The organism is Jatrophihabitans telluris (genome assembly GCF_023516435.1).
GTDB classification, from domain to species: domain Bacteria; phylum Actinomycetota; class Actinomycetes; order Mycobacteriales; family Jatrophihabitantaceae; genus Jatrophihabitans_A; species Jatrophihabitans_A telluris.
Window position 1 is genome coordinate 1397690 of the sequence record NZ_CP097332.1, and the last position, 15091, is coordinate 1412780.

A 15091-nucleotide genomic window follows, 5' to 3' on the forward strand; every position below is an offset into this window, starting at 1 on the left:
CGCTCCGAGGATTTACCCGGTGAGCGGCCCGGCGACCAGACAGGAGCAACCCGCTTTCATGCTCGACAACGACACCACCGAGACAGACGAACGCACCACCCGAGGCGAAGGCGACGCGGCGACACCGGCCAAGAAGGCCGCTCGCAAGGCGCCGGCCAAACGCGGTCCCCGCAAGGCCAAGGCCACGAACGCCGCCGACGGCACTCCCGCCTCACCCTCATCCACAGAGGTGACTGCGGCTCCGCCCGCCGACGCAGCAGAGTCCGCCGAGCCAGCGCGCGTTTCGAGCAGGTCTCGTGCGCCGCGCACCGCACGAGCGGCGAAGGCAGCGAGTCCGGCACCGGCCGCCGCCAGTGAAACGAGCGAGGCCGTCAACTCCGCCAGTGAGGCAATCGTTGCGGTAGGCGCGGCCAGCGAGCCCGCCGCCGAGCCGAAGAAGTCCAGCCGGACCCGCAAGGCCGCCGCGAAGAAGAGCGCGCCGACCGCCGACCTTGGTGGCGATGCCGCCGTGGCGATCACCGCCGAGACGGTCAACCTCGAGTCCGGCAACGTCGAGTCCGGAAACGCCGAGTCCGGCAACGTCGAGTCCGTCAACGCCGAGAGGGCCGCTGCCGCTTCGCAGGAAGCCGCCGCCCCGACGAAAGCCAAGCGGACTCCGCGTAAGCGCGGAGCGCGGGCAGCTGACGCCGAGCTGGCGAGCGACACCGCCGATGGGCAGCCGACGGACGTTACCGACAGCACGCCCGCGCTGGCCACCGCACCGGCGATCGTCCCACCAGTCGTGCTCTTCCAGGCGCCCGCCGAGGGTAAGCCGGCCCGGCGTGGCCGGGTCGCCAAGAAGGCCGCCCCTGACCTCGTCGAACGTCCCCTTGTGCCCGAGGAGGACGATCTCGACGACGAGTCCGCCGATGTCGATGCCGATGTCGATACCGACTCCGATCTGGGCGGCGACAACGACTCCGAGGGCGGCCAGGGCCGTCGCCGTCGCCGTCGCGGCCGTCGCGGCCGTGGCAGCCGGTCCGAGAGCGATACCCGATCCGCCGACTCGCGAGACAGCGAGGCCGACCCGGACTCCGACGACGGCGAAGACGCCGACGCGCCCGATGTCGCCGAGGAAGCCGAGCACGCTGAAGAGGTCGCCGAGGCGGCTCTGTCGGCCAGTGCCCGTCGCCGTCGCCGTCGCCGCCGCTCCTCCGGTGGCTCGGACGACACCGGCGCCGAGGACGATCCGCCCAACACCGTCGTCCACGTCCGCGACACTCGCGAGTCCCGTTCGGCGGGCCGCGGCCAGGACGCCGACTCCGACGGCGTCCGGGGCGTCAAGGGCTCGACCCGGCTCGAGGCCAAGCGCCAGCGTCGTCGGGACAACCGCGACTCCGGCCGGCGCCGGGCCCCGATCCTCACGGAGGCCGAGTTCCTCGCCCGCCGCGAGGCCGTCGACCGGGTCATGGCTGTCCGCCAGACCGGGGACCGTACCCAGATCGCCGTCCTCGAAGACGACATCCTTGTCGAGCACTACGTGACCCGAGCCAGTGCCGCGAGTGCCGTCGGCAATGTCTACCTGGGCCGAGTTCAGAACGTGCTGCCGTCGATGGAGGCCGCCTTCGTCGACATCGGCCGCGGCCGCAACGGCGTGCTCTACGCGGGCGAGGTGAACTGGGACGCAGCCGGCCTGGAGGGCAAGTCCCGGGCGATCGAGCACGCGATGTCCTCCGGTGACAGCGTTCTGGTCCAGGTCACCAAGGACCCGATCGGGCACAAGGGCGCCCGGCTGACCAGCCAGGTCTCGCTGCCCGGCCGGTTCGTCGTCTACGTGCCCGGCGGCGGCATGACGGGGATCAGCCGCAAGCTGCCCGACACCGAACGCAGCCGGCTCAAGTCGATCCTGAAGAAGGTCGTCCCCGAGGACGCTGGCGTGATCGTGCGCACGGCCGCCGAGGGCGCCTCCGAGGCCGACCTGATCTCCGACGTCGAACGGTTGAAGACGCAGTGGGAGGCCATTCAGGCCAAGGCGTCGAAGCCCGGCAACGGACCCAGCCTCGTGTACGGCGAGCCCGACCTGGCGATCCGCGTCGTGCGCGATGTGTTCAACGACGACTTCAAGCAGTTGCTGGTCTCGGGCACCGATCTGTTCCGCACGTTGTCGGACTACGTCGCCGACGTCGCTCCCGACCTGTCCGACCGCATCTCGCCGCACACCGCCGAATCCGACCTGTTCGCGGATCTGCGCGTCGACGAACAGCTGTCCAAGGCCCTGGACCGCAAGGTCTACCTGCCCTCAGGGGGCTCGTTGGTCATCGACCGCACCGAGGCGATGGTCGTGATCGACGTCAACACCGGCAAGTACACCGGTTCGGGCGGCAACCTCGAGCAGACCGTCACTCGCAACAACCTCGAAGCGGCCGAGGAGATCGTGCGCCAGTTGCGGCTGCGCGACATCGGTGGCATCGTGGTGATCGACTTCATCGACATGGTCCTGGAAAGCAACCGTGATCTGGTGCTGCGACGACTGACCGAGTGCCTGGGACGCGACCGGACCAAGCACCAGGTTGCCGAGGTCACCTCGCTCGGCCTGGTGCAGATGACGCGCAAGCGGGTGGGTGAAGGCCTGCTCGAGGCGTTCAGCGAGACCTGTGAGCACTGCAAGGGCCGGGGTGTGATCGTCCACTCCGAGCCGGTCGAGCGTAAGGGCGGCGGCGGCTCGCCGGCGCCAGAGCCCGAGGAGGAGCGTCCGGCCCGGGGCCGGCGCAGCCGCGGCGGCCGTAAGGCCACCAGCCCGGACGTCGACGCCGAGACCTCGGCAGCCGAGGCCGAGAAGCGGCGGGCTGCGGCCAGCGCGATCGCCGCGATCGCGGCGGCCACGACCCACCACGACGAGCACGAGACGTCCGGAACTCCGGTGGCGTCGGTCTCCGACGGCGCGCAGGCTGCGGTGTCGGACGCGGTGGAGGCTGGAGTCGAGCCTGCGGTCGAATCCGCGGGCAGCGCCACCCCCGAGACGACCAGCGTGGAACGCGTTGCGACGGTTGCGACCGCGTCCAACGGCCGGCCACGGCGTCGGCGAGCCGCCAGTCGGCCCGCGGGACCACCGGTCGCGGTCGGCGAACCCGTCGGGGGAGGCTGACCGCTTTTGCCGGGAGGGGTCCTCGTACCGTAATCTGTACAACGGCCCACAGCTCGGTGAGTGGGCCCTTACTGCGTACCCGGCGGATCGTGCACCCGGCAGCGCACCATGATCTCGATTGCTGTTCGACAGGAGTGAATTCACGATGTACGCCATCGTCAAGACCGGCGGCAAGCAGTACAAGGTCGCCGTCGGTGACGTCGTGACCGTTGAGAAGCTGGACGTTGCCGCGGGTGCCAGTGTCGCCCTGCCGGCCGTGCTTCTCGTCGACGGCGAGGACGTGACCACCGACGCGGGCGAACTCGCCGCTGTCGCCGTCACCGGTGAGGTTCTCGGGCAGATCAAGGGCCCGAAGATCAAAATCCACAAGTACAAGAACAAGACCGGCTACCACAAGCGGATCGGCCACCGCCAGAAGCTCTCCCAGGTCAAGGTGACTGGTATCGAGGCTTCCGGCAAGGTCGACGCCAAGAAGGGTAAGTAACTCATGGCTCACAAGAAGGGTGCTTCCAGCTCCCGCAACGGTCGCGACTCCGCGGCCCAGCGGCTTGGTGTGAAGCGTTTCGGCGGTCAGGTCGTCGGCGCCGGCGAGATCATCGTGCGGCAGCGTGGCACCAAGTTCCACCCGGGTGACCTCGTCGGCCGTGGCGGCGACGACACCCTGTTCGCGCTTGCCGAGGGGGCCGTGCAGTTCGGCACCCGACGCGGTCGCAAGACCGTGAGCATCGTCCCGGCCGAGGCCTGAGCGCCCACCGCGACAGTCGTGCTTTCCGCAGAGCGGGCCTCGGGAATCCGGGGCCCGCTCTGCGGTGTTTGAACCCAGTTGCAGTACCTGCCGACGGCAGGCCTTATGACGAGAAGGGAGCACCCACGTGGTGAAGTTCGTTGACCGGGTGGTCCTGCACGTCACCGCCGGAAACGGCGGGCACGGCTGTGCGTCGGTCCACCGAGAGAAGTTCAAGCCGCTCGGCGGCCCCGATGGCGGCAACGGCGGGCGGGGCGGCGACGTCGTGCTGGTCGTGGACCCGCAGGTGCACACACTGCTCGACTTCCACCATCACCCGCACCAGAAAGCCGGTAACGGCCGCCCCGGTGCGGGCAAGCACCGTCAGGGCGCGGACGGAGCGGACCTGGTGCTGACCGTGCCGGAGGGCACCGTGGTCCGCGACGCCGATGGCGAGGTGCTGGCCGATCTCACCGGCGCCGGCACCCGCTTCGTCGTCGCTCAGGGTGGTCGCGCCGGACTGGGTAACGCCTCCTTGGCCTCGACCCGTCGAAAAGCACCCGGTTTCGCGTTGCTCGGAGAACCCGGCGAAGCCTTCGACGTTCTGCTCGAACTGAAGTCCATGGCCGACGTGGGCCTGGTGGGCTTCCCTTCGGCAGGCAAGTCGTCCCTGATCGCGGCCATCTCAGCGGCCCGGCCCAAGATCGCCGACTACCCGTTCACCACGCTGGTGCCCAATCTCGGCGTTGTCAGCGCAGGCGCGACGACCTACACCGTGGCCGACGTCCCCGGTCTCATCCCGGGAGCCGCCGAAGGCAAGGGTTTGGGCCTGGACTTCCTCCGCCACATCGAGCGGTGCGCGGTGCTGCTGCACGTGCTGGACTGCGCGACCCTGGAGCCCGGCCGGGATCCCCTCAGCGACCTCGAGGCGATCGAGTCCGAGCTGTCCCAGTACGAGTCCGAGCTGGGTGACCTGCTCGACCGTCCGCGCCTGGTGGCCCTGAACAAGATAGATGTCCCGGAGGCGGCTGAACTGGCCGAGTTCGTTACCGAGGAACTCACCGGCCGCGGCTATCGGGTGTTCTCGATCTCGGCCGTCAGCCACGCCGGCCTGCGTGAGCTGAGCTTCGCGCTGGCCGATCTGGTCGAACAGCACCGCGCCGAGCAGGAGGTCCTCGCGCCGGCCCGCATAGTTCTGCGCCCGAAGGCCGTGGACGACTCCGGCTTCACCGTCTCGCCTGACCCGGACGAACCCGACGCTTTCGTGGTGCGTGGAGCCAAGCCCGAACGCTGGGTCCGGCAGACCCAGTTCGACAACGACGAGGCGGTTGGTTACCTCGCTGACCGGCTGGCCCGCCTCGGGGTGGAGAACGAGCTCGGCAAGCAGGGAGCCCGGCCGGGGGCGACCGTCACCATCGGCGACTACGTCTTCGACTTCGAGCCGACCGGGGGAATGGCGGACGCCGAGTACCAACCGACTCGTCGGGGCACCGACGACCGGCTGGACGCCGACACCCGACCGAACGCCGACGACCGGCTCGCGGCGAAGAAGGCGCGCCGCCAGCACCTGTCCGATGAGGAACTGCTGGCGGAGTACTCCGTCGACGAACTGCGCTGAGCCCGCCCGGCTGAACCGCCTCGTCCAGCCAGAACAGGAGCACGATGACGCGCGCCGAGGTGACGGCCGATCGGTCCACGGTGGCGGGCGCTGCCCGGACCGTGGTGAAGGTCGGCTCATCCTCCCTCACCCAGCGAGGCCGAATCGACCCGAGCCGTATCGACGCCCTTGTCGACGCTCTCGCCGCCCGGCGGGCGGCCGGGCAACAGGTGGTACTGGTCTCCTCCGGTGCGATCGCGGCCGGCATCGCGCCGTTGGGATTGAAGGCCCGGCCGCGTGATCTGGCCACCCAACAGGCCGCGGCCGGAGTCGGCCAGCTGCTGTTGATCGAGCGCTACGCCTCGTCCTTCGCCCGTCACGGCCTGACTGTCGGCCAGGTGTTGCTCACCGCCGACGATCTGCACCGGCGAGGCACTTACCGCAACGCCGTGCGGACCCTGGAACGGCTGCTCGCGCTCGGGGTGATCCCGATCGTGAACGAGAACGACACCGTCGCCACCCACGAGATCCGGTTCGGCGACAACGATCGACTCGCCGCCCTGGTGGCGCACCTGGTGCTCGCCGACGCCCTCGTCCTGCTGTCGGACATCGACGGCCTGTACACCTCCGATCCCCGCAAGCCAGGCGCGGTCCTGATCGAATCCGTGTCCGACCACGCGGCCCTGGCGGCCGTCCGCCTGGCCGGATCCTCGTCCTCGGTGGGCACCGGTGGAATGGCCACCAAGCTCGATGCCGCCCAGATCGCGACCGGCGCCGGAATCCCGGTGCTGCTGACCTCGGCCACCTCGGTGGGCGCGGGCCTGGCCGGTACCGGAGGGACCTTCTTCCCCCCGACCGGACGCCGGACGGCATCGCGGCTGTTCTGGCTACGGCATGCCACCACGCCGCGCGGCCGCCTCGAGCTCGACGCCGGCGCCGTGGCCGCCATCGTCGTCCGTCGCAAGTCCCTGCTGCCCGCCGGCATCGTGGCCGTCAGCGGTGACTTCGCCGCCGGCGATCCGGTCGAGATCGCCGGCCCGGACGGAGCGATCGTGGCCCGCGGCCTGGTGGCCTTCGACTCCGAGGACCTACCCGGCCTGCTCGGCAAGTCGACCGGGGACCTACCCGAGGAGTTCCGTCGCGAAGCCGTCCATCGCGACGACCTGATCGTGCTCTGAGTCCCGCCGGGCGTACGACAGTGCCGGCCCGCGAGCCAGGGCGAGCACGGCTAGCCTGACGCTCGTGGCCGACTATCCGCACATGCCCGCCTGGGACCAATCGGCTCAGGACTACGCCCTGACGCGGGCCGAGACGAGGCCGGCGCCGGCGGCGCTGCACCGGGTCGTCCAACTGCTGCTGCTCAATCTCGCGCTGTCGATCGCGCTGACCGTGGTCGTGTTGCTGCTGAGGCACAGCGTCGTCGACTACCAGGTCGCCCACGCGCACCTGAGGCGCAATTCGCCGCTGAGTCCGGACGAGCAGCGGCGCACGCTGCGCGATGCGGCCACGATCGCGATCTACTCGCGGCTGGTGGGCAACGTCGTGGTCGCCACCGTGTACTTCTACCTCGTGCGCTCGCTGCGACGCGGTCGACGGCGCGCCTACCGCCGGGTCCTCGTCCTGAGCATCGCCGGCATTGCCAGTCTCGCACTGCTGTGGACCCAGCCCTACCCGTCGTGGATGCGGATCGAGCAGCTCGGTCAGGGTTTGGTGCTCGTCGCGATCCTCTACCAGGTGACCCGTCCGGACGTGCGGGCCTACTTCCCCAAAGCCCGGCGTGCCTGAGCAGCTACAGGTACGCCTGCCTATCCTGAAACGATGACGGACCCAGCCGTATCAGCTGTATCAGCCGCATCCGCTGCCGTGGCTCACACGGGGCCGGGATCCGGTGCCGTGACCGAAGCGGACGTCCGTGCGGTCGCCTCGCGAGCTCGGGCCGCCGCCCTCGACCTGGCTCCGTTGAGCCGCGCGGCCAAGGACGCCGCGCTGCAGGCGATGGCCACCGCGCTGCGCGGCGCGCACGCCGACATCCTGCGCGCCAACGGGATCGACGTGGCGGCCGCCCGCACCGAAGGGGTCGGCGAGCAGCTCATCGATCGCCTGACCCTGACCGCGGAGCGGATCGAGGCGATGGCCTGTGGGCTGGAGGACCTCGCCGGGCTTGCCGACCCGGTCGGAGAGATCGTGCGCGGCTACGTCCAGCCCAACGGGTTGCAGATCAGCCAGGTCCGGGTGCCCTTCGGCGTCGTGGCCATGGTCTACGAAGCGCGCCCGAACGTCACCGTCGACGCGGCCGGGATCGCGCTCAAGTCCGGAAATGCGGTGCTGCTGCGCGGTTCCGGCAGCGCCTACCGCTCCAACGAGGTGCTGGTGCGGGTGCTGTCCGAGGCGGCGGCGAAGAGCGGGCTGCCGGCGGACGCGATCCAGCTCGTGCCCGGGCTCGAGCGTGCCAGCGTCGGTTTCCTGCTCAAGGCACGCGGACTGGTCGACGTGATCATCCCGCGCGGGGGTGCGGGCCTGATCAACTACGTCGTCGAGAACTCCACGGTGCCCGTCATCGAAACAGGAATCGGCAACGTGCACGTGTTCGTCGATGCCTCGGCCGACCTGGACATGGCCGAACGGATCGTCGTGAATTCCAAGATCTCGCGGCCCTCGGTGTGCAACTCCGCCGAGTCGTTGCTGGTCCACGCCGACATCGCCGCGGAGTTTCTCCCGCGGATAACGTCGGCGTTGCAGGTGGCCGGGGTGGTTGTGCACGGGGATGAGCACTTCGCCGCGGTCAACGAGCAGGTCCGGCCGGCCTCCGACGAGGACTGGGAGCGGGAGTACCTGTCCCTGGACATGGCCGCCAAGGTGGTGAGCGGAATCGATGACGCCATCGCGCATATCCGGCGCTGGTCGTCCGGGCACACCGACGCGATCCTCACCCGGGACCTGGACAACGCTCGCCGCTTCGTATCCCGGGTGGACTCCGCGGCCGTCATCGTCAACGCCTCGACCCGCTTCACCGACGGCGGGGAGTTCGGTTTCGGTGCGGAGATCGGCATTTCGACCCAGAAGTTGCACGCTCGCGGACCGATGGGACTGCCGGAGCTGACCTCCACCAAGTGGGTTGTCTACGGTGACGGGCAGACGCGCTGACCCTGCGGGCGCAACTCCGCCGCCGGTACGCTCGGCCCGTGGTTGGCCCGTCCGCTGCTATTGAGAGCGGTTCATCCGCCGCGGTGCTGGGCCTATCTGTCATGGGGAGCGTGATCTAGTTCTCTAGGGGCTGCTTCGTGATTAACGCGACCGAGCAGTCTCGCGTATCGTTCGACGTCGGGCCGACGCCGTCCCACTGGAGCATCGACTAAGTCTGACCAGTGTCACGAGCAGGAAGCGAGGCCCGAGCGTGGGCGACGTCACCGGATTCCTCAAGAACGACCGCGAACTGCCCACGCGGCGTCCGGTCGCGGTCCGGATCCAGGACTGGCGCGAGGTGTACGAGCCCTTCGCGAAGGACAAGGTCGAGGTGCAGGCCGGCCGCTGCATGGACTGCGGCATCCCCTTCTGTCACAACGGGTGCCCGCTCGGAAACCTCATCCCCGAGTGGAACGACCTCGTCTACCGCGACCGGTGGGCCGATGCCATCGACCGGCTTCACGCCACGAACAACTTTCCCGAGTTCACCGGCCGGCTGTGCCCGGCTCCGTGCGAGGCGTCCTGCGTCCTGGGCATCAGCCAGGAGCCGGTGACCATCGAGCAGGTCGAGAAGCAGATCATCGAGAAGGCCTTCGCCGCGGGCTGGGTCTCGCCGGTGCTTCCGACGCGGCGGACCGGAAAGAAGGTCGCCGTGGTTGGGTCGGGGCCCGCCGGCCTGGCCGCCGCTCAGCAGCTGACCCGGGCCGGACACGAGGTGACGGTCTTCGAGCGGTCCGACCGCATCGGCGGCCTGCTGCGCTACGGCATCCCCGAGTTCAAGATGGAGAAGTCCGTCATCGATCGCCGCCTGGCCCAGATGGAGGCCGAGGGCACCGAGTTCCGGGCGGGCGTCAACGTCGGGGTCGACATCACCGCGGCGAAGCTGCGTTCTGACCACGACGCCGTGGTGCTCGCCGGCGGTGCGACCCAATGGCGGGATCTGCCGGTACCGGGGCGCGAACTCGGTGGCATCCACCAGGCGATGGAATTCCTGCCGTGGGCCAACCGAGTCCAGCAGGGCGATGTGACCGAGGCGCCGATCACCGCCGCCGGCAAGAACGTCGTCATCATCGGCGGTGGGGACACCGGCGCGGATTGCCTCGGGACCTCCCATCGTCAGGGCGCGGCCTCGATCCACCAGTTCGAGATCATGCCGCGGCCGCCCGAAGGCCGCCCGGAGAGCAACCCGTGGCCCACGTGGCCGTTCATGTTCCGCACCTCGTCGGCCCACGAAGAGGGAGGAGAGCGGGTATTCGCCGTCAACACCGAGTGCTTCCTCGGGGACGAGGACGGCAACGTGCGTGCCCTGCGCGCGCACGAGGTCGAGTTCGCCGAGGGTCGCTTCCACAAGGTCGAGGGCAGCGAGTTCGAACTGCCGTGTGAACTCGTGCTGCTGGCCATGGGGTTCACCGGTCCGGAGCGCGGGGGGTTGCTCGACGGCCTGGGGGTCGACATCAGCGACCGGGGCAACGTCGCGCGCAGCAAGGACTGGGCGACGACCGTGGACGGTGTGTTCGTCGCCGGTGACATGGGTCGGGGCCAGAGTCTGATCGTCTGGGCCATCGCTGAAGGCCGCTCGGCCGCCGCCGCGGTGGACGAATGGTTGATGGGCCAGACCGGCCTGCCACGACCGGTGCTTCCCACCTCGGCACCTCAGAAGTAGCGGCCGCGCACCGCCGCTCGGCTCGGGTCCGGCGATCGCGGCGCCACTCGTAGGATCGTGCGATGACCTCAGCCCTGTCGCGCGGCCCCGACGCCACGGCGGCACCCCGCCCCCGCCGCGTAGGGATCATGGGTGGCACTTTCGATCCCATCCACCACGGGCACCTGGTGGCCGCCAGCGAGGTGGCGGACCTGTTCGACCTGGACGAGGTCGTCTTCGTCCCCACGGGACAGCCCTGGCAGAAGGCCGATCGCGAGGTCAGTCCGGCTGAACACCGCTATCTGATGGCGGTGGTGGCTACGGCGTCCAACCCTCGATTCTGGGTCAGCCGCGTCGACATCGACCGTCCCGGACCGACCTTCACCGTCGACACGGTGCGCGACATCGCCGCGATCCAGCCGGACGCCGAGCTGTTCTTCATCACCGGTGCCGACGCGCTGCAGGCAATCCTGTCGTGGAAGGACGCCGAGGATCTGTTCGCGATGTGCCACTTCATCGGGGTCACCCGTCCGGGCTACCACCTGTCCGGGGACCATCTGCCCACGGAATCGGTCACATTGCTCGACGTCCCCGCAATGGCGATCTCGTCCTCGGCGGTCCGGGAACGGGTCCGCTCCGGCAGGCCCGTCTGGTACCTGGTGCCCGACGGCGTCGTCCAGTACATCGCCAAGCACGATCTGTACCGGGGCTGATCATCGGGCCTTCGGATGCCCCTTCGGCGCTCCCGCAGGGACCGCTCGGCGCCGATCGTGACAGTCGCGTTACTTCACCAGCTCCTCGCACGTAGTATCGCGGAGTGGTTCTCAACAAGTTGCTGCGCGCCGGCGAAGGCAAGATCGTCCGGCGGCTGACGTCCATCGCCGATCACATCGACACCCTCGAAGAGGATTACGTCGACCTGACCGACGCGGAGCTGCGCGCGCTGACCGACCAGTTCAAGGAGCGCTACGGGGACGGCGAGAGCCTCGACGAGCTGTTGCCCGAGGCGTTCGCCGTGGTCCGGGAAGCCGCGCGGCGCACGCTGGGACAGTTCCATTACAAGGTTCAGCTGATGGGCGGCGCGGCGCTGCACCTGGGCAACATCGCCGAGATGAAGACCGGTGAGGGCAAGACTCTGGTCTCGACCCTCCCGTCCTACCTCAATGCCCTGTCCGGGGGCGGCGTCCATGTCGTGACCACCAACGACTACCTGGCCGCCCGTGACGGCGACTGGATGGGTCGCGTACACCGCTTCCTGGGACTGTCGGTGGGCAAGATCCTGTCCAACATGACCCCTGAGGACCGGCGGGCCGCCTACGCCGCCGACATCACCTACGGGACCAACAACGAGTTCGGGTTCGACTACCTGCGCGACAACATGGCGTGGTCGACGGACGATCTAGTCCAGCGAGGCCACAACTTCGCTGTCGTGGACGAGGTCGACTCGATCCTGATCGACGAGGCTCGGACCCCGTTGATCATTTCCGGGCCGGCTGATGAGAACCAGCGCTGGTACCCCGAGTTCGCACGGTTGGCGCCGCGCATGCACAAGGACACCCACTACGAGGTCGAAGAGGGCAAACGGACGATCGCGATCACCGAGGAGGGGGTGGAGTTCGTCGAGGACCAGCTCGGCATGGACAACCTCTACGAGGCCGCGAACACCCCGCTGGTCGGTTACCTGAACAACGCCCTCAAGGCCAAGGAGCTCTACAAGCGCGACCGTGACTACATCGTCCGCGAGGGCGAGGTGCTCATCGTCGACGAGTTCACCGGGCGTGTGCTGGCCGGCCGCCGTTACAACGAGGGCATGCACCAGGCCATCGAGGCCAAGGAGGGCGTGACGATCCAGCAGGAGAACCAGACGCTGGCGACCATCACGCTGCAGAACTACTTCCGCCTGTACAAGCGGCTCTCCGGGATGACCGGTACCGCGCAGACCGAGGCGGCCGAACTGCACCAGATCTACAAGCTTGGTGTCGTACCGATCCCCACGAACCGGCCGATGGTGCGTGCCGACGAGACCGATCTCGTGTACAAGACCGAGGACGCGAAGTTCGCCGCGGTCATCGACGACATCGCCGAGCGTTACGAGAAGGGCCAGCCGGTCCTCGTCGGCACCGCCAGCGTCGCGAAGTCGGAGTTGCTGGCCAACCTGCTGCTGCGACGGGGCATTCCGCACGAGGTCCTCAACGCCAAGCAGCACGACCGCGAGGCCGCGATCGTGGCCATGGCCGGTCGCAAGGGCGCGGTCACGGTCGCGACCAACATGGCCGGTCGAGGGACCGACATCATGCTCGGCGGCAACCCCGAGTTCCTGACCGACGCGGAGCTGCGCGAGAGGGGTCTGTCGCCCGCCGAGACTCCCGAGGAGTACGAGGCCGCGTGGGCCGACGCCCTGGCGAAGTCCAAGGAGGAGGTCGGGGCAGAACACGACGAGGTCGTCGAGCTCGGCGGCCTTTATGTGCTGGGCACCGAGCGGCACGAGTCCCGACGGATCGACAACCAGCTGCGCGGTCGCTCCGGCCGGCAGGGTGACCCGGGGGAGTCGCGTTTCTACCTCTCCCTGGGCGATGACCTCATGGTTCGGTTCAACGGCGACCGGATTGCCGCGCTGATGAACTTCATGCGCCTTCCCGAAGACACACCGATCGAGAACAAGCAGGTTTCGAAGGCCATCGCCTCGGCGCAGACCCAGGTCGAGCAGCAGAACTTCGAGATCCGCAAGAACGTGCTCAAGTACGACGAGGTCATGAACAAGCAGCGCACCGTGATCTATGAGGAACGGCGCAAGGTGCTGTCCGGTGAGGACATCTCCGACCAGATCCGCCCGATGATCAGCGACGTCGTCAGTGGCTACGTCGAGGGCGCGACCTCGTCCGGTTATCCGGAGGAGTGGGACCTGGACGCGCTCTGGGTGGCACTCAAGACGCTGTACCCGATCTCGCTGACGGTGGAGGAGGCCATTGAGACCGCCGGAGGTGACCGGAACGACCTGAGCCGGGAATTCCTGGTCGAGGAGGTCGTCGCTGACGCCCAGGCGGCTTACGACCAGCGCGAGGCGGATCTCGGTTCGGAGGTCACCCGCGAGCTGGAGCGGCGCGTGCTGCTGTCCGTGATGGACCGCAAGTGGCGCGAGCATCTCTACGAGATGGACTATCTGCAGGAGGGCATCGGCCTGCGTGCGATGGCCCAACGCGACCCGCTCGTGGAGTACCAGCGTGAGGGCTTCGACATGTTCAGCGCCATGATGGAAGCGATCAAGGAGGAATCCGTCGGCTTCTTGTTCAACCTCGACGTGCAGATCGAGGAGGACGAGACGCCGCCCCCGAGCCCCGATGAGGCGGCAGTCATCGCTGAGGCCGAACGGGTCGTCGCCGAGATCGCCGCGGGCGGCGGGGATACCCACCCGCAGATTTCGGCCAAGGGGCTGGAGCGAAACCAGCAGAAGCCCGGACTGACCTATAGTGCGCCAACTCTCGACTCCGACGCGCCCGAGGTTCGGACCGAGAAGGCGGAGTCAGGCGAGGATTCTTCCAACAGCACCAGGGCCGGCAACGCGCGCCAGCGCCGCACGAACCCCAACCGCGGGTCCCGGGGCAACCGCCGCAAGCGCTGAACCCACCGGTTCGCCTCACCCGATCTGAAGCCGGACGCAGCGCCAGCGGCCGTGTTGTGCCTCTAACCGCAGGGCGATCGCTCTGAACCGACCTTCGATTCTCACCACGACCGCAACCTCGGCGATGCCGGCAGAGGTCGTGCTCGCATGCACCGAGTGCACGGACGCAGGCCGGGTGGCGGTTCCTAGTCTGGTGATCCGTCCGGCGTCGCGAGCCAGGCCGGCCTGCACGGCTGGGGACGTGTGCCGGCCCAGTTGAGCCGCGCTGCGCCGGCCGGTGGCGATCTCGATCACGCCCACCACCAGCCGCTTGGCGAACGCACCCGGCTCCGGCAGTCCCACCGCCCCCGGGTTCTCCCGCGCGGGCGGGAAGTCCGCGTCCTGGGCTTCAGGTTGCTCGAAGGGCAAAGGTTGATCGTGGGGCCCGACCAGAGTCAGCCGACGGGCCGGCAGCTCATCGTCGAACGGCGGCTCTCGAACCGGCGCCGGCCGCACGCGAAATCCGGGGGCGGGCAGCGTCGCAGGCGAGTTCGTCCCCGAATAGTTCGTCTCCGAATAGCTCGTCTCCGACGAACAAGTGCAGTGAACGGCGTGCATCAGTGACTCAGTCCTCCGGGACGGACAGGACGGTTCCGGGCCGAATCAGGTCGTGGTCTGACCCGATCACCGCCCGGTTCTTCTCGTACCAAACCGGCCATTCGGCCGCGATATCAGCGGCAGGCGCCCCGGGCCCGAGTCGCTGTGCCGCGATGAGCCACAGGGATTCGCCGGCCGCGACCTTTCGAGTCGCCGCGGGCGCGCCGGAGCCAGACCGGGGCGTGGCCGGGGATGCGGTCGTCCCGTTCCCGGTGCGGCCGGTGGTAGTGCCCCTGCCCGGAGCTGTCGTCGGGCCCGTCTTCGGGGCGGGTGTCTGTGTCGTTGTCGCGGCCGTTGTCGTTGTCGGTGTCGGCGTCTGTGTCGTTGTCGTTGTCGTTGTCGTTGTCGCGGCCGGTGTCGGGGCCGGTGTCTGTGCCGTATGCGCGGCCGTCTTCGGATCAGTCTGCTGTGGCGCCTTCGAGCGCGAACGCGTTGGCGCGGGTTCGCTCGTCTCCGGATCCATCGGCCAGGTCACGGACTGATCGACGGGCCAGGTCAGCGCTGGCGGTCCAGACACGCTCGCGTCGGTAGGCGCGGCGGCCGGGAGTAGATCGCTCGGAGGCGAG

Annotated in this window: 12 protein-coding genes; 11 read left to right on the plus strand and 1 reads right to left on the minus strand. The window is 68.8% G+C overall.

What is annotated here, in order from left to right; genetic code table 11:
• The first annotated feature begins 19 nt into the window (after positions 1 to 19).
• The 10 genes from M6D93_RS06665 to secA all read left to right on the plus strand — a co-directional run bounded on the left by M6D93_RS06665 (position 20) and on the right by secA (position 13889).
• Positions 20 to 3124, plus strand: coding sequence for an Rne/Rng family ribonuclease (locus M6D93_RS06665; protein ID WP_249773574.1), 3105 nt, complete (start codon positions 20 to 22; stop codon positions 3122 to 3124).
• Positions 3125 to 3269: 145 nt separating this feature from the next.
• The gene (gene rplU, locus M6D93_RS06670; protein WP_249773575.1) at positions 3270 to 3608 is read left to right on the plus strand and encodes a 50S ribosomal protein L21; all 339 of its coding nucleotides are present in this window, start codon (positions 3270 to 3272) and stop codon (positions 3606 to 3608) included.
• A 3-nt stretch (positions 3609 to 3611) separates the two neighbouring features.
• Positions 3612 to 3869: a 50S ribosomal protein L27 gene (rpmA, locus tag M6D93_RS06675; protein ID WP_249773576.1), complete on the plus strand. Its 258-nt coding sequence runs from the start codon at positions 3612 to 3614 to the stop codon at positions 3867 to 3869.
• A gap of 127 nt (positions 3870 to 3996) precedes the next feature.
• Positions 3997 to 5466, plus strand: coding sequence for a GTPase ObgE (obgE, locus tag M6D93_RS06680; RefSeq protein ID WP_249773577.1), 1470 nt, complete (start codon positions 3997 to 3999; stop codon positions 5464 to 5466).
• Positions 5467 to 5510: 44 nt separating this feature from the next.
• A complete protein-coding gene (gene proB / locus M6D93_RS06685) occupies positions 5511 to 6623 on the plus strand; it encodes a glutamate 5-kinase (RefSeq protein WP_249773578.1) in 1113 nt (370 codons plus the stop codon).
• 64 nt (positions 6624 to 6687) lie between these two features.
• Complete coding sequence (locus M6D93_RS06690; protein WP_249773579.1) at positions 6688 to 7230, plus strand: hypothetical protein; 543 nt, start codon at positions 6688 to 6690, stop codon at positions 7228 to 7230.
• A 108-nt stretch (positions 7231 to 7338) separates the two neighbouring features.
• The gene (locus tag M6D93_RS06695; protein ID WP_249773580.1) at positions 7339 to 8589 is read left to right on the plus strand and encodes a glutamate-5-semialdehyde dehydrogenase; all 1251 of its coding nucleotides are present in this window, start codon (positions 7339 to 7341) and stop codon (positions 8587 to 8589) included.
• Between the two features lie 250 nt (positions 8590 to 8839).
• Complete coding sequence (locus tag M6D93_RS06700; RefSeq protein ID WP_249773581.1) at positions 8840 to 10291, plus strand: glutamate synthase subunit beta; 1452 nt, start codon at positions 8840 to 8842, stop codon at positions 10289 to 10291.
• 62 nt (positions 10292 to 10353) lie between these two features.
• Positions 10354 to 10983 (plus strand): nicotinate-nucleotide adenylyltransferase, encoded by a 630-nt coding sequence (gene nadD / locus M6D93_RS06705; RefSeq protein ID WP_249773582.1) that lies wholly within the window; start codon positions 10354 to 10356, stop codon positions 10981 to 10983.
• Between the two features lie 104 nt (positions 10984 to 11087).
• Entirely contained in the window at positions 11088 to 13889 is a 2802-nt protein-coding gene (gene secA / locus M6D93_RS06710) for a preprotein translocase subunit SecA (RefSeq protein WP_249773583.1), read from the plus strand.
• 15 nt (positions 13890 to 13904) lie between these two features.
• Here the strand turns inward: secA and M6D93_RS06715 are convergent, their stop codons facing one another.
• Complete coding sequence (locus M6D93_RS06715; RefSeq protein ID WP_249773584.1) at positions 13905 to 14297, minus strand: Rv3235 family protein; 393 nt, start codon at positions 14295 to 14297, stop codon at positions 13905 to 13907.
• A gap of 341 nt (positions 14298 to 14638) precedes the next feature.
• On the opposite strand from M6D93_RS06715, the gene M6D93_RS06720 reads away from it, so the two are divergent.
• Positions 14639 to 15007 carry a hypothetical protein gene (locus tag M6D93_RS06720; protein ID WP_249773585.1) on the plus strand — a complete coding sequence of 123 codons (369 nt, stop codon included), beginning with the start codon at positions 14639 to 14641 and terminating at the stop codon, positions 15005 to 15007.
• The last annotated feature ends 84 nt before the right edge of the window (positions 15008 to 15091 follow it).

Coding starts and splice junctions, on each gene's coding strand:
- rplU (WP_249773575.1), top strand. CDS start 3,270: ATGTACGCCATCGTCAAGACCGGCGGCAAGCAGTACAAGGTCGCCGTC.
- rpmA (WP_249773576.1), top strand. CDS start 3,612: ATGGCTCACAAGAAGGGTGCTTCCAGCTCCCGCAACGGTCGCGACTCC.
- proB (WP_249773578.1), top strand. CDS start 5,511: ATGACGCGCGCCGAGGTGACGGCCGATCGGTCCACGGTGGCGGGCGCT.
- nadD (WP_249773582.1), top strand. CDS start 10,354: ATGACCTCAGCCCTGTCGCGCGGCCCCGACGCCACGGCGGCACCCCGC.
- M6D93_RS06720 (WP_249773585.1), top strand. CDS start 14,639: ATGAGCCACAGGGATTCGCCGGCCGCGACCTTTCGAGTCGCCGCGGGC.